Source organism: Isoptericola sp. F-RaC21 (assembly GCF_038593535.1).
GTDB lineage: Bacteria > Actinomycetota > Actinomycetes > Actinomycetales > Cellulomonadaceae > Isoptericola.
This window is the reverse complement of sequence record NZ_JBCFYX010000001.1, coordinates 773927-788209: the sequence shown is the minus strand read 5'-3', so window position 1 is coordinate 788209 and position 14283 is coordinate 773927. Positions and strand designations below refer to the sequence as shown.

The following is a 14283-nucleotide window of genomic DNA, read 5'->3' as shown; positions in this document are numbered from 1 at the left end:
GGCGAGAGGCGGGGCGAGCTCTCAGGGCGAGCCCGGTCCGCGGCACGACGCGCCCGGCCCCGGCGCCCCGGATACGATCGCGGCTGTGCACGCCTCTGCCCCGGACCCGTCGTCGGCGAAGGGCACCGCCGAGGGCCGGGCCGGCGTCGGGGCCGGCTGGCGGACCGACCGGCTCCTGGGCACGCGGTTCGAGGAGCGGGCGCTCGGCCCCGCCACCCTGGTGCGCGCCGTCGAACGGCCGGAGCGGCCGCGTGCCGCGGTGCTGCACGTGCACGGGTACAACGACTACTTCTTCCAGGCCCACCTGGCCCAGGCGTTCGTGGCCGCCGGCCACGCCTTCTACGCCCTCGACCTGCGCCGGGCGGGCCGCTCCCTGCTCGGCGGCCCCGACGACGACCGCGACGACGACCGCGACGACGACCGCCCGGACGCCGGCGACCCGCTGCCCCCGCACTACGTGGCGAGCCTGCGCGAGGCGGGCGCCGACCTCTCCGCCGCGGCGCACGCCGTCCGGTCCCTGGAGCCCGGCCTGCCGCTGGCGGTGCACGCGCACTCCACGGGCGGCCTGACCGCCGCGCTGTGGGCGCACGGCGCCCGCGCCGACCCGGATCACCGGCCCGACCTGCTCGTGCTGAACTCCCCGTTCTTCTCCCTCAGCGGGTCACGGCTGTACGACGCGGGACGCTCCGCCGTGCTCGAGGTGCTCGGGCGGCGCCGGCCGCTCGTCGTCGTCAGCGCCAACCCGTCGGTCTACGCCACCCACCAGCACGTCTCCTCCGGCGGCCGGTGGGACTTCGACACCGCGCTGAAGCGCCCCGACGGGCTGCCCGCGCGCGCCGGCTGGCTGCGGACCGTGACCCGGGCGCAGGCACGCCTGGCCCGGGGCCTCGCCGTGCCCGGCCCGGTGCTCGTGGCGCGCAGCGACGCCTCCGGCCCCGACCGGCCCGACAACCCGCGCCTCGACGCCCAGGACACCGTGCTCGACGTCGGCCGGATCGCGGCCCTGGCGCCCCGGGTCGGGCGCGACGTCACGTCGCTCGTCGTGCCCGGAGGCGTGCACGACCTCGCCCTGTCGGCCGCCGTCCCCCGGGCGGCCTACCTCGACGGCGTCCTGGCCTGGCTCGACGCCCGCCTGCCCGACGACGATCCCCGCGACGATCCCCGCGACGATGCCCGTGACGAGGAGCCGACGCCGTGAGACCCGCACCCGCGCACCCGTACCTGGACCCGCGCGGCGCCGACGGCGCCGCGTTGCCCGTGCTGGCGCTCGCGCACCGCGGCTTCTCCCACGGCCGGGAGAACCTCGAGAACTCCCTGGCCGCGTTCGCCGCCGCGGTCGACCTCGGCTTCCGCTACGTGGAGACCGACGCCCACGGCACCGCCGACGGCGTCGCCGTCGCCCTGCACGACGCGTCCCTCGACCGCACCACCGACGCGACCGGACGGGTGGCCGACCTGCCGTGGTCGGTCGTGCGGCACGCGCGCATCGGCGGCAGCGAGCCGGTGCCGCGCCTCGACGACGTGCTCGGCACCTGGCCCGACCTGCGCGTCAACATCGACGTCAAGGAGGACTCGGGGATCGGGCCCACGGCCGCGGCCATCGAGCGCACGAACGCGCACGACCGCGTGTGCGTCACGTCGTTCGACGCGCGGCGCCGCCGCGCGACCCTGAGCCGCCTGACGGCCCCCGTCGCGACGTCGGCCGCGCGCCGCGAGGTGGCCGGCTTCCTCGCCGGTGCCCGCCTGAGGGCCGACGCCCTCGCTCGGCGGGCGCTGCGCGACGTGGACGCCCTCCAGGTCCCCGTCGCCGAGGGCCGCCTGCGGGTGGTCGACGCGGCCACCGTGGCGGCCGCGCACCGCGCCGGGCGGCAGGTGCACGTGTGGACCATCAACGCCCCCGGCCAGATGGGGCGCCTCCTCGACCTCGGCGTCGACGGGATCGTCACCGACCGCGCCGACCTGCTGCGGGACGTGCTCGTCGCGCGCGGGCTCTGGTCCGCTGGTTGAGCCTGTCGAGACCCCGTCCACGAGGGTTTCGACAGGCTCAACCAGCGAGCGGCGGTGTCAGCCGCGGCCGGACCCCGACCGCGTCACGCCGGGGCGCGCGCCGTCGTCCACGTCGAAGCCCCCGGTGCGGACGTCGGGCTAGAGGCCGAGCTGGACCGTGACGCCGGGCCGCCCGGCCGGCGGCTCCTTGGAGACCTCCGCGTACGCGGCCGCGAGCAGCGTCGGGTCCGGCCCCTCCAGGCGCGTGGGCTTCGCGACGTCGTCCAGGACGACGAAGCGCAGCAGGTTGCCGCGCGTCTTCTTGTCGCGCTGCATGGCCGCGAGCAGCTTGTCCCAGCGGTCCCCGCGGTAGGTGGTCGGCAGGCCGAGGGAGTCCAGGATCGCCCGGTGCCGGTCCACGACGGCGTCGTCGAGCTTGCCGCCGAGGCGGGCGAGCTCGGCCGCGAAGACCATCCCGACCGCGACCGCGGCGCCGTGCCGCAGCTGGTAGCGCTCGGTGAGCTCGATCGCGTGGCCCAGGGTGTGCCCGTAGTTGAGGATCTCCCGCAGCCCCTGCTCCGTGAGGTCCTCCCCCACGACGCGGGCCTTGACCCGCACCGACCGCTCGATGAGCTCGGTCAGCACGGCCCAGGTCTCGGGCGTGGTGTCCGCGCCCTTCCACTCGCGCAGCTCGTCGGCGTGCGCCTCGACCAGCTCGAGGATGCGCGGGTCGGCGATGAAGCCGGTCTTGACGACCTCCGCCATGCCGGCGACCAGGTCCCACCGGTCGAGCGACTCGAGGGCCGCCAGGTCGCACAGCACCCCGGCCGGCGGGTGGAAGGCGCCCACGAGGTTCTTGCCCTCGGCCGTGTTGATGCCCGTCTTGCCGCCCACGGCCGCGTCCACCATCGCCAGCAGCGTGGTCGGCAGGTGCACGACCTTGATGCCCCGCAGCCAGGTGGCTGCGACGAAGCCGGCGAGGTCCGTCGTCGCCCCGCCGCCCACGGACACGATCGCGTCGGACCGCGTGAAGTCGGCCTGGCCCAGCACCTGCCAGCAGAACGCCGCCACCTGCGCCGTCTTCTGCTCCTCGGCGTCGGGCAGCTCGACGGCGAACGCCTCGTAGCCCTGGGCCACGAGGTCCTCGCGCACCGCCTCGCCGGTGGCCTGCAGCGACGCGGGGTGCATGACCAGCACCCTGCGCACCCCGTCGCCGAGCAGGCTCGACAGCTCGCCGAGCAGGTGTCGCCCGACGACGACGTCGTACGGCTGCGCGCCGTTCACGGTCACCCGGACCGTCATGACTGGACCTCCTGTGCTGGTGTGTCTGTGCCGCCCGCCGCCGGGACGCCGACGACGCCGGCGTGCACCTGTGCGGCGATCTCCTGGGGCGGGCGCTCGTCGGAGACGACGTGCACCGTCGCGAGCCGCTCGTAGGTCGGTCGGCGCGCCTGCATCAGCTCGACCCACCGCGCCCGGGGGTTGCCCACGAGCAGCGGGCGGGACTGGTTGAAGCCGACGCGCGGCGCGGCGTGGGCGAGGGAGACGTCGAGGAAGACGACGGCGCCGCCGCCCGCGACATAGCCCTCGAGCGCCCGCTGGGTGTGCTCGTCCATGACCGCGCCGCCGCCCAGCGCGAGGACGCCGGGGTGGCACGCCAGGGCCGTGGTGACGGCCTCGCGCTCGAGCTCGCGGAAGCGCGGCTCGCCGTCGTCGACGAAGATCTCGGCGACGGCCTTGCCCGCGGTCTCCTCGACGTCCGCGTCCGTGTCCCGGAACGCGACGCCGAGCCGCTGGGCGAGCAGCCGCCCGACCGTCGTCTTGCCGCTGCCCGGCGGGCCGATGAGCACCGCCCGGGGGACGCCCGCCGTCATCGCAGCAGCTCGGGGATCGACGCGAGGTACGCCTCGGCGTTGCGCCGCACCTCGGCCACCGAGTCCCCGCCGAACTTCTCCACGACCGCCTGGGCCAGCTCGAGCGCCACCATCGCCTCGGCGACGACGGCCGCGGGCGGCACCGCGCACACGTCCGAGCGCTGGTGGTGGGCCGTGACGTCCTCGCCCGTGGCGACGTCGACGGTGGCCAGGGCCCGCGGCACGGTCGAGATGGGCTTCATGGCCGCGCGCACCCGCAGGACCTCTCCGTTGGACATGCCGCCCTCGATGCCGCCGGCCCGGTTGGAGCGGCGCTGGATGCGGCCGTCGTCGGCGCGCTCGATCTCGTCGTGCGCGGCCGAGCCGCGGCGCCGGGCGGTGCGGAAGCCGTCGCCGACCTCGACGCCCTTGATCGCCTGGATGCCCATGAGCGCGCCCGCCAGGCGGGCGTCGAGGCGCCGGTCGCCCTGCACGTAGCTGCCGAGGCCCGAGGGCACGTCGTAGGCGAGCACCTCGACGACGCCGCCCAGCGTGTCGCCGTCCTTCTTGCACTCGTCGATCTCGGCGACCATCGCCGCGCTCGTCGCGGCGTCGAAGCAGCGCACCGGGTCGGCGTCCAGCGCGGCGACGTCGTCGGGCGCGGGCAGGTCCGCCCCCTCGGGGACCTCGACCGGGCCGATCGCGACGACGTGGGAGACCAGGCGCACGCCGACGGCCTGCTCGAGGAACTTCGCCGCGACCAGGCCCAGCGCGACGCGCGTCGCCGTCTCGCGGGCCGACGCGCGCTCCAGCACCGGCCGGGCGTCGTCGAAGCCGTACTTGCGCATCCCGACCAGGTCCGCGTGCCCCGGGCGGGGCCGGGTGAGCGGGCGGTTGCGCGCGATCTCGCGCTCGTCGCCGGTGCCGGCGTCGACCAGGAGCGCCGCGCGGTCGACGGGGTCCGGCGACATGACGTCGGTCCACTTGGGCCACTCGGTGTTGCCGATCTCGAAGGCCAGCGGGCCGCCCTGCGTGACGCCGTGGCGCAGGCCGCCGAGCACGCGCACCGCGTCCTGCTCGAACTTCATGCGGGCGCCGCGGCCGTACCCGAGCCGCCGGCGCGCGAGCGCGGCCTGGATGTCCGCGGTCACGACCTCGACGCCGGCGGGCAGGCCCTCCATGACCCCCACGAGTGACGGACCGTGCGACTCCCCCGACGTCATCCAGCGCAGCATGCCTGCGATTCTTCCACGACCGCGCCGCAGGTCCGTCCGGTGGTCAGCGTGCGGACGCCGGGGACCCCAGGGCCCGCCCGAGCGCCGCGTCCATGGCCGCGACCGGCGCCGGGCGGCCCGTCATGAGGCGCACCTGCTCCGCCGCCTGGTGCAGCAGCATCCGCTCGCCGCCGACGACGGTGCCGCCCGCGGCGGCCCAGGCGGACGACAGCGCCGTGGGGCGCGGGTCGTAGACCACGTCGAGCAGCACGCCGCCCGGCGTGCCGCCGTGGGCGGCGAGCGCGGCCGCCACCGGGTCGGCGGCGTAGGCGGGCATCGTGGACACGACGACGTCCGCGTCGCGCAGCGCGCCGAGGGACGCCGACGCGTCCAGCACCTCGAAGCGGGGGCTCACGCCCATCCGCGCCGCGGCCTCCTGCAGCCCCACCGCGCGGGCGAGCGAGCGCACCAGGACGCGCGGGGAGGTGCAGCCGAGCTCGCCCAGCGCGGCCAGGGTCGACGCGGCGGTGGCGCCGCCGCCGAGGACGACGGCGCTCGCCGCCCCGGCACCACGGCCCCGCGCGGCGAGGCCCTCGCGCAGTGCGGTGACCAGGCCGTACACGTCCGTGTTCGTGCCCGTGAGGGTCACGCCGCAGCGGGCCGGCCCGACCAGCACCGTGTTCACGGCGCCGACGGCGACCGCCAGCGGGTCGACGTGGTCCACCAGGTCGATGATCGCCTGCTTGAGCGGCATCGTGACGCTCAGGCCGGCCCAGGCGAGGTCCAGCCCGCGCACCAGCGCCGGCAGGTCGTCGACCGTGGTGTCGATCGCCGAGTACGCCCAGCCCTCCAGGCCGAGGGCGTCGTAGGCGGCGGTGTGCAGGACGGGCGAAAGGGAGTGCGCGACGGGGTGGCCCAGCACCGCCGCACGTCGGGAGACGGTCATGTCAGCGGGCGTTCTCCTCTTGCCACTTCTTGAGCTCGGCCCGGTACTTCTCGTGCTCCGCGTTCGTCGAGGAGAACTTCGTCTCGCCGGTGTCGAGGTTCACGGTGACCCAGAACAGCCAGTCCCCGTCGGCGGGATGACCCACGGCCTCGATCGAGGCGGCGCCCGGGTTCGAGATCGGCGTCGGCGGCAGGCCGACGTGCGCGTACGTCGAGTACGGGTCGTCGGCGTCGTGGATGTCGTCGTACGTCAGCTGGGTGCCCGACTTCTTCAGGCCGTACGCGCTGGTCGCGTCGATCTGCAGCGGCATGCCCTGGTCGATCCGGTTCTCGATCGCGCGCGCCATCTTCGGGCGGTCCTCGTCGTGCTTCGCCTCGCGCTCGACGAGCGACGCCTTGATGAGCGTGTCCTCCCAGTCGGACTGGTCGACGCCCGCCTGCTCGAGCTCCTTCGTGGTCTGGTCGACCATCGCCGTGAGGAGCGTCGTGGCGTCGTCGCCCGGCTGGACGGTGTACGTCTTCGGGAACAGCCACCCCTCGGCGTTGCCGTCCGCCTGCTTCGGCAGGCCGAAGGAGTCCGGGTCCTTCAGCGCCGCCTGGAGCTCCTTGGGCTTGATGGTGGTCACCGAGGCGATCTTCTCCACGATCTGGTCGACCGTGTAGCCCTCGGGGATCGTCACGTTGGTCTGCAGCTTCTCGTTCTTCACCAGCGCGGCGACGGCGTCCGACGCCTTCATCTCGGCCTGGAGCTGGTACGTGCCCGGCTGGATGCCCGCCGCGGCCGGGTTCTGGCCGAACGCGTCCGTGAACGCGCCGACGCTGGCGACGACCCCCGCGTCGTGCAGCACCGACGCCATCTGGCCGCCCGTCGCCCCCTCGGGGATGACCACCTCCACCGGCTCGCCGCCCGGCCCCGGGTAGTCCTCGTTCTGCGACCCGATGAACGGCAGGTCGCCCACGAGCGAGTCCATGCGGTCCCACAGCAGGTAGGCGCCCGCGCCCACGAACCCGAGGACCACGACGAGCACCACCGCGGTGCGCTGCCGACGGCGGCGCTTGCGCTTGGCGGCGGCCCGCCGGCTGGCGGCCGAGCGGCGCCGCGAGGGTGCCGCCGGCGCCTCCTGGAGGGCGGGATGCTCGAAGAGGTCCGTCACGCCGGGTTCTTCCTTCTGACAGGGCCTGGGGTGGGCACGATGGTCGGGTGCTGCTGTCCGGGCAGGTCAGGCGCCCGGTGGCCGCTGCTCGACGAGCTCGCCGGCGCGCTCCCCCGCCGACCGCTCCACGTCGAGTGCAGATTGCAGAATGATAACGGCTGCGGCCTGGTCGACGACAGACCGGTGTGTCTTGGTGCGTCGCCCGGCCGAGCGCAGCTGCGCGTGCGCGGTGACGGTCGTCATCCGCTCGTCCACGAGCCGCACCTCGGCGGGCGCGACGGCGGCGGCCAGACGGAGCGCGAAAGCGCGGGCGTCGGCGGTCGCCGCCCCCTCCGCGCCGGACAGGTGGCGCGGCAGCCCCACGTAGACGACGGCGGCGAACCGCTCCTGCGCCTCGGCGACGATGCGGGCGACGTCGGCCGTCACCGCGGGCGAGCCGTCGGCGCCGGCGGGGACGTCGAGGACGCGGGGCACCGTCTCGACCGGCGTCGCCACGAGGCCGTCCGGGTCGCTGCCCGCGAGCCCGATGCGCGCCTTGCCGACGTCGACCCCGAGGCGCGCGCCCCGCGGCAGGCCGCGGGGCGCCTCCGCACCCCCGGGGCCCGGCCCGTGCGACGCAGCGGTCACGCGCCCGCCCGGGCCGCGCGCACGCCCTCGGCCACGCCGTCGAGCGCGCCCGGCAGGGCGGACGCGTCCGTGCCGCCGCCCTGGGCCAGGTCCGGCTTGCCGCCGCCCCCGCCGCCGAGCGTCTTCGCGGCGGCCTTGACGAAGTCGCCCGCCCGCAGGCCGGCGTCGCGGGCGCCCGCGTTCGTCGCCACGACCACCAGCGGGCGGCCGCCCGCGACCCCGCCGACGGCGACGAGCGCCGGCTCGGCGTCGCCGAGGCGTCCGCGCACGTCCAGGGCCAGGGCGCGCAGGTCGTCCGCCGAGGCGACCTCGCCGGCGTCGTGCGTGACGAGGCGGACGTCCCCGACCCGCGGGGCCTGCGCGGCGAGCGTGCCCGCGGCCGCGAGGATGCGCTCCTGGCGCATCCCGGCGAGCTCCTTCTCCGTGTCCTTGAGGCGCGTGAGCAGCGAGCCCACGCGATCCGCCAGCTCGTCCGGCCGCGCGCCCAGCAGGCCGGTCAGCTGCCCCACCAGGGCGTGCTCCTTGGCCTGGAAGCCGTACGCACCGTCGCCCACGAGCGCGTCCACACGACGCACGCCCGAGCCGATCGAGGCCTCGCCGAGCAGCGCGACGCGGCCCACCTCGCCGGTGGCCTTGACGTGCGTGCCGCCGCACAGCTCGCGCGACCAGTCGCCGCCGATCGACACGACGCGCACCGTGTCGCCGTACTTCTCACCGAACAGCGCCATCGCGCCCAGCTCGCGGGCCCGGGCGAGCGGCATCGTCGCGTCGGTCACCTCGAGGTTCTCCGTGAGGCGCGAGTTCACGCGCTCCTCGATCTCGCCCAGTGCGTCCGAGGGCACCGGGGTCGGGGACCGGAAGTCGAAGCGCACGCGGCTCGGGGCGTTCTCGGAGCCGGCCTGCGTGCGGTCCGGGCCGACCATCTCGTGCAGCGCCTTGTGGATCATGTGCGTGGCCGAGTGGGCGCGGCTGATCGCGACGCGGCGCGCCACGTCGATCGTCGCGAGGCCCGGGTCGCCCAGGGCGACCGTGCCCTCGACCAGGCGGCCGCGGTGCACGGACAGGCCCTTGACGGGACGCTGCACGTCGTCGACCTCGATGGTGGCGCCGCCGTCGAGCACGATGGCGCCCTGGTCGGCGAGCTGGCCGCCGGCCTCGGCGTAGAACGGCGTGCGGTCGAGGACGACCTCGACGTCGGCGGGGGCGGACGCGGCGGGCGCGGGCACCCCGTCGACGAGCAGGCCGGCGACGGTCACCGAGGCCTCGGTGTCCGTGTACCCGAGGAACTCGACCGGCGCCGTGAGCTCCTTGTTCAGCGTCTCGTAGGACCGCAGGTCCGCGTGACCCGTCTTCTTCGCGAGGGCGTCGGCCCGGGCGCGCTGCTTCTGCTCCGCCATGAGGTCGCGGAAGGCCTTCTCGTCGACCTGGACGCCCTGCTCGGCCGCCATCTCGAGGGTGAGGTCGATCGGGAAGCCGTACGTGTCGTGCAGCTGGAACGCCTCCGCGCCGCCGAGCACCGGCGCAGCGCCGTCGGCCGCCTTCTTGGCCCGGCCCACGGCCGTGTCCAGGATCGTCGTCCCCTGCGCCAGCGTGCGGCGGAAGGCGTCCTCCTCCGCGTACGCGACGTCGCTGATGCGGCCGAACTCGGCCTCCAGCTCCGGGTACGAGGCCTTCATCGCGTCCTTGGAGACCGGCAGGAGCTCCGGCATCGCGACCGCGTCCACGCCCAGCAGGCGCACCGCGCGCACGGCGCGACGGATGAGACGGCGCAGCACGTAGCCCCGGCCCTCGTTCGACGGGCGCACGCCGTCGCCGATGACCATCAGGGACGAGCGGACGTGGTCCGCGACCACGCGCATGCGCACGTCGTCCTCGGCGTCGGCGCCGTAGCGCTTGCCCGTGAGCTCCTCCACGCGCGCGATGACGGGGAAGACCTCGTCGATCTCGTAGAGGTTCTCCTTGCCCTGCAGCAGGTAGGCGATGCGCTCCAGGCCCGCGCCCGTGTCGATGCTCTTGTGCTCGAGCTCGCCCAGCAGCGGGTAGTTCTTGCCCTGCCCCTCGCCGCGCACGAACTCGTCGAAGACCAGGTTCCAGATCTCCAGGTAGCGGTCGCCTCCCGGGTCGACGGTGCCGCCGACGGCGTCCGGACCGTAGGCGGGGCCGCGGTCGTAGTGCCACTCGGCGCAGGGGCCCGCGGGGCCGGGCTGACCGGTGTCCCAGAAGTTCTCCTCGCGCGGCAGGCGCACGACGTGCTTCGGGTCGAGCCCGACGCCCTTCGTCAGCGCCTCGTACGCCTCGGCGTCCTGCTCCCAGATGGTCACCCACAGCCGGTCGCCGTCGAGCCCGTAGCCGCCCTGGCCCTGGTCGCCCGTGAGGAGCTCCCACGCGAAGTCGATCGCCTCGCGCTTGAAGTAGTCGCCGAACGAGAAGTTGCCGTTCATCTGGAAGAACGTGCCGTGCCGCGTGGTGCGGCCCACGTTCTCGATGTCGTTGGTGCGGATGCACTTCTGCACGCTCGCCGCACGCGGCCACGGCGCCTGCTCCGTGCCGAGGATGTACGGGATGAAGGGCACCATGCCGGCGATCGTGAACAGGATCGACGGGTCCGGCGAGACCAGCGGCGCGCTGGGCACGATCGCGTGGTCCTTCGACTCGAAGTAGTCGAGCCAACGCTTGCGGATCTCGGCGGTGCGCATGGTGTCCTTCGATGTGTCTGGTGACGGGCGTGACGGCCACCCGCCGTGGCGGCGGCCGTCCCCTATTCTCGCGCCCGCCGGGGGATGGTCGGAACGGGATTTCTCAGAACGAGTAGCCGAGATCGGCCTCGTCGGCGGCGATCTCGGCCTCTGCGTCGGGATGCTGGCCGGGCTGCCGGTCCGGGGCCGACGCCGCGTGCCGGGCCCGCCCGGGCCCGCCGCGCAGGTCGCCGGGCCGCAGCCCGCTGGCGCGCACGTCGTCCGGGTCCGGCTGGCCCTCGGCCAGCAGCGCCGCCGTGAGCTCGGCCTCCCGGGCGCCGCGCGCCTGCGTGAACTCGCGCCGGAACGTGGCGACGAACGTCTCCGCCCGCCGTCCGGCGTCCTGCGCCGCGCGCTCGGCACGGTCGACCACGGCCTCGGGCGCGTACTGCGCCACGATCTTGCGGCCCCGCTGGACGACGACGACCGTCACCACGACGCCCACGCCGACCCAGAACAACCGGCGCATCAGCGCGCCGCCTTCGCGTCGTCGCGGCTCGAGCGGGAGGCCCGCGCGAACGCCTGCCGCACGCCGTAGGAGAACGCCGCCACCTTCACCAGGGGGCGCCCGAGCGTCGAGGCGTACAGGCCGGCCAGCGCCGACACGTTCTCGCTCACCTGCGCGGCCGAGGTCGTGATCGTGTCGACCTTGACCAGCTGGTCGTTCGTGGAGGCCACCGTGGTGGCCGCCTCGTCGAGGATCGGCACCGAGTGCTCCGTGACCTCGCGGATGGAGCGCGTCGCCTCGTCGAGCACGCGGCCCAGCTTCACGAGCGGGATCGCGAGCAGGCCCACCAGCAGCACGAACGCGACGGCCGCGATGAGCCCGGCCACGTCACCCATCGACATCAGATCTCTCCTCGCACAGGCGTCAGACGGTCGGTCGTCACCCTATCCCGGGTGACCACCTCGAACGGCGGACGCCCCGCCCCCCGCGGTGGCGGGTGACGGGGCGTCCGGGGTGCTCCGCGGCGACGGCAGGGTCAGCGCGCGTAGAACTCGACCACGAGCTGCACCTCGCAGGTCACGGGGACCTCGGCGCGCTTCGGCTTGCGGGTCAGCGTGGCCGACAGCTTCTCGAGGTTCACGTCGAGGTAGCCCGGCACGGCCGGCAGGACGTCGCGGTGCGCGCCGGCGGCGGCGACCTGGAACGGCGTCGTGGTCTGCGACTTCGGCTTGACCTGGATGGTCTGGCCCGGCTTCACGCGGAACGACGGACGGTCGACGATCTTGCCGTCCACGAGGATGTGACGGTGCGTCACGGCCTGGCGGGCCTGCAGGATGGTGCGGCCGAAGCCGGCGCGCAGCACGAGCGCGTCGAGGCGCGTCTCGAGGTCCTCGACCATGACCTCACCGGTCAGGCCCGGGTGCTTGCGGGCGTTCTCGTAGACCTTGAGCAGCTGCTTCTCGCGCAGCGCGTACTGGGCGCGCAGACGCTGCTTCTCGCGGAGGCGGACCGCGTAGTCCGACTCGGTGCGGCGGCGGGCGCGGCCGTGCTCACCCGGGGGGTACGGGCGCTTCTCGAAGTGGCGGACGGCCTTCGGGGTCAGCGCGAGGCCGAGCTTGCGGCTCAGGCGGACCTGGCGGCGCGACTTGGTGACAGCGGTCACTGGTTGCTTCCTGTCCTGTGGTGATGGATGAGGTCACACCCGACGACGATCCCGGAGGGAGGGTGTCGGGTGCGGGACCAGCCGATGGAAACGCCCTGCACGCGATGGCGGGGTGCTCACGGGGCCGAGGTCCCAGGCGGTCGCCGGAAACGGCGACCGCAGCATCTTATCGCATCCCGCGGGCCGCCCCGGCCCTTCGAGGATCCACCCGTGCCTCGTTCGGCGAGGTCTTGTCGCCGGCGTCGCCCGGGCGGTTGACTGTGCACCGCCGGCACGGCGCCGGCGATGGCCCGAAGGAGTCGCCAGGATGCCCTCCCCCGTCACGCTCTCGCCCCGCTCCGCCGAGGTGGTCCGCTCCACCCTGCCCGTGGTGGAGGACTCGATCGACGACATCACCACGATCTTCTACCGGACCCTCCTGGACGAGCACCCCGGCCTCCTCGGCTCGATGTTCTCCCCCGAGCGCATCGCCGACGGCACGCAGCAGCGGGCGCTCGCCACCGCGATCACGTCCTGCGCCGCGATGCTCGCGGTCGACGAGGACGCCGACCCCCGGGAGGTGCTCGCGCCCGTCGCCCGCCGGCACCGCGCGGTCGGCGTCGAACCGGGCCAGTACGAGCTGGTGCACCAGCACCTGTTCGCGGCGATCGTCGCGGTGCTGGGCGACGCCGTGACGCCCGAGGTCGCGGCCGCCTGGGACGAGGTCTACCGGACGATGGCGAGCACGCTGGTCGAGCTCGAGGCCGCGTGAGGCGCGGGTCGCCGGCCGGTCAGGCGCCGTCGAGGATCTGCCGGATCCGCGCCAGCCGGTCGGTGACCTGGTGCTCGAAGCCGCGGTCGCTCGGGTCGTAGTAGCGACGCCCGGCGAGCTCGTCGGGGAGGTACTGCTGCGCCGCGATCGCGTGCGGCGCGTCGTGCGCATACCGGTAGCCCTTGCCGTGGCCGAGGCCCTCGGCTCCCGCGTAGTGCGCGTCGCGCAGGTGCGGCGGGACGACCCCGACCTTCCCCGCGCGGACGTCCGCCAGGGCCGCGTCGATCCCCTGGTACGCCCGGTTGGACTTCGGTGCCGTCGCGAGGTGCACGACCGCCTCGGCCAGGACGATCCGCCCCTCGGGCATCCCGATGAGCTGGACGGCCTGCGCCGCCGCCACGGCGGTCTGCAGGGCCGACGGGTCGGCCATCCCGATGTCCTCCGCCGCCGAGATCACCAGCCGGCGCGCGATGAAGCGCGGGTCCTCGCCCGCCGCCACCATGCGGGCCAGGTAGTGCAGGGCGGCGTCCACGTCCGAGCCGCGGATCGACTTGATGAACGCGGAGACCACGTCGTAGTGCTGGTCGCCGTCGCGGTCGTACCGCACGGCGGCGACGTCGACGGCGCGCTCCACGGTGTCGAGGTCGACGGGCACCGCGGCGTCGGCGGCGCGGCCGGGGTCGGCGTCGGCGAGGGCCGCGCCCGCGGCCGCCTCGAGGATGGTCAGGGCCTTGCGCGCGTCGCCGCCCGCCATCCGCACGAGCTGGTCCTCGGCGTCGTCGGCGAGCTCGACGGCGCCGTCCAGGCCGCGCTCGTCCGCGACGGCGCGGCGCACGAGGGCGCGGACGTCGTCGGCGGTGAGCGGCTTGAGCGTGAGCAGCAGAGACCGGCTCAGCAGCGGGGAGTTGACCGAGAACGACGGGTTCTCGGTGGTGGCGGCCACGAGCGTGACCCACCGGTTCTCGACGCTCGGGAGCAGGGCGTCCTGCTGCGTCTTGGAGAAGCGGTGCACCTCGTCGATGAACAGCACGGTCTCCTCGCCGCCGGTGGCGAGGCGCCGGCGGGCGTCCTCGACGACCTGGCGCACCTCCTTCACCCCGGCCGTCACCGCGGAGAGCTCGACGAACCGCCGGCCGGAGACCGTCGCGACCAGGTACGCCAGCGTGGTCTTGCCCACGCCCGGCGGCCCCCACAGGATCACTGACCCCGGCGCCGCGCGACGGGCGGACTCGTCGTCGGGCTCCACCAGCCGACGCAGCGGCGATCCGGGCACGAGCAGGTGCGCCTGGCCTGCGACCTCGTCGAGCGCGGCGGGGCGCATGCGCACGGCGAGGGGGGCGCTCGGCCCGGTGCGGCCGGTGGCCGGAGTGCCGCGGGTGCCGGTGAGCGCGGCGTCGAACAGGTCCAT

14 protein-coding genes are annotated in these 14283 nt (G+C 74.9%); 3 read left to right on the top strand and 11 right to left on the bottom strand.

Going from position 1 to position 14283, the window contains the following annotated elements:
• Window positions 1–85 precede the first annotated feature (85 nt).
• Both AAG589_RS03650 and AAG589_RS03645 read left to right on the top strand, forming a co-directional pair.
• On the top strand, window positions 86–1198 hold the full coding sequence (locus AAG589_RS03650; protein WP_430565874.1) for an alpha/beta hydrolase: 1113 nt from the start codon (window positions 86–88) through the stop codon (window positions 1196–1198).
• On the top strand, window positions 1195–2007 hold the full coding sequence (locus AAG589_RS03645) for a glycerophosphodiester phosphodiesterase family protein (protein WP_430565873.1): 813 nt from the start codon (window positions 1195–1197) through the stop codon (window positions 2005–2007). The genes AAG589_RS03650 and AAG589_RS03645 overlap by 4 nt, the downstream gene beginning before the upstream one ends.
• Window positions 2008–2145: 138 nt before the next feature.
• On the opposite strand, the gene aroB is transcribed toward AAG589_RS03645, so the two are convergent.
• The 10 genes from aroB to rpsD form a co-directional block, all read right to left on the bottom strand.
• On the bottom strand, window positions 2146–3288 hold the full coding sequence (gene aroB, locus AAG589_RS03640; RefSeq protein WP_430565872.1) for a 3-dehydroquinate synthase: 1143 nt from the start codon (window positions 3286–3288) through the stop codon (window positions 2146–2148).
• A complete protein-coding gene (locus AAG589_RS03635) occupies window positions 3285–3860 on the bottom strand; it encodes a shikimate kinase (protein ID WP_430565871.1) in 576 nt (191 codons plus the stop codon). The genes aroB and AAG589_RS03635 overlap by 4 nt, the downstream gene beginning before the upstream one ends.
• Window positions 3857–5074 (bottom strand): chorismate synthase, encoded by a 1218-nt coding sequence (aroC, locus tag AAG589_RS03630; protein ID WP_430565870.1) that lies wholly within the window; start codon window positions 5072–5074, stop codon window positions 3857–3859. Before aroC ends, AAG589_RS03635 begins: the two co-directional genes overlap by 4 nt.
• A gap of 43 nt (window positions 5075–5117) precedes the next feature.
• Window positions 5118–5999, bottom strand: a complete 882-nt coding sequence (locus tag AAG589_RS03625; protein WP_430565869.1) for a shikimate dehydrogenase — start codon at window positions 5997–5999, stop codon at window positions 5118–5120.
• Window position 6000: 1 nt separating this feature from the next.
• Complete coding sequence (mltG, locus tag AAG589_RS03620) at window positions 6001–7152, bottom strand: endolytic transglycosylase MltG (protein ID WP_430565868.1); 1152 nt, start codon at window positions 7150–7152, stop codon at window positions 6001–6003.
• 66 nt (window positions 7153–7218) lie between these two features.
• Window positions 7219–7779, bottom strand: coding sequence for a Holliday junction resolvase RuvX (ruvX, locus tag AAG589_RS03615; protein ID WP_430565867.1), 561 nt, complete (start codon window positions 7777–7779; stop codon window positions 7219–7221).
• A complete protein-coding gene (gene alaS, locus AAG589_RS03610) occupies window positions 7776–10475 on the bottom strand; it encodes an alanine--tRNA ligase (RefSeq protein ID WP_430565866.1) in 2700 nt (899 codons plus the stop codon). Before alaS ends, ruvX begins: the two co-directional genes overlap by 4 nt.
• Before the next feature lie 103 nt (window positions 10476–10578).
• A complete protein-coding gene (locus AAG589_RS03605) occupies window positions 10579–10983 on the bottom strand; it encodes a hypothetical protein (RefSeq protein WP_430565865.1) in 405 nt (134 codons plus the stop codon).
• Complete coding sequence (locus tag AAG589_RS03600) at window positions 10983–11363, bottom strand: DUF948 domain-containing protein (RefSeq protein ID WP_430565864.1); 381 nt, start codon at window positions 11361–11363, stop codon at window positions 10983–10985. The genes AAG589_RS03605 and AAG589_RS03600 overlap by 1 nt, the downstream gene beginning before the upstream one ends.
• A gap of 134 nt (window positions 11364–11497) precedes the next feature.
• Complete coding sequence (rpsD, locus tag AAG589_RS03595; protein ID WP_429729429.1) at window positions 11498–12124, bottom strand: 30S ribosomal protein S4; 627 nt, start codon at window positions 12122–12124, stop codon at window positions 11498–11500.
• Between the two features lie 307 nt (window positions 12125–12431).
• Between rpsD and AAG589_RS03590 the strand changes: the two genes are divergently transcribed.
• Window positions 12432–12875: a globin domain-containing protein gene (locus tag AAG589_RS03590; RefSeq protein WP_430565863.1), complete on the top strand. Its 444-nt coding sequence runs from the start codon at window positions 12432–12434 to the stop codon at window positions 12873–12875.
• A gap of 19 nt (window positions 12876–12894) precedes the next feature.
• Here AAG589_RS03590 and AAG589_RS03585 read toward each other — a convergent pair whose 3' ends face one another.
• Complete coding sequence (locus AAG589_RS03585; RefSeq protein ID WP_430565862.1) at window positions 12895–14283, bottom strand: replication-associated recombination protein A; 1389 nt, start codon at window positions 14281–14283, stop codon at window positions 12895–12897.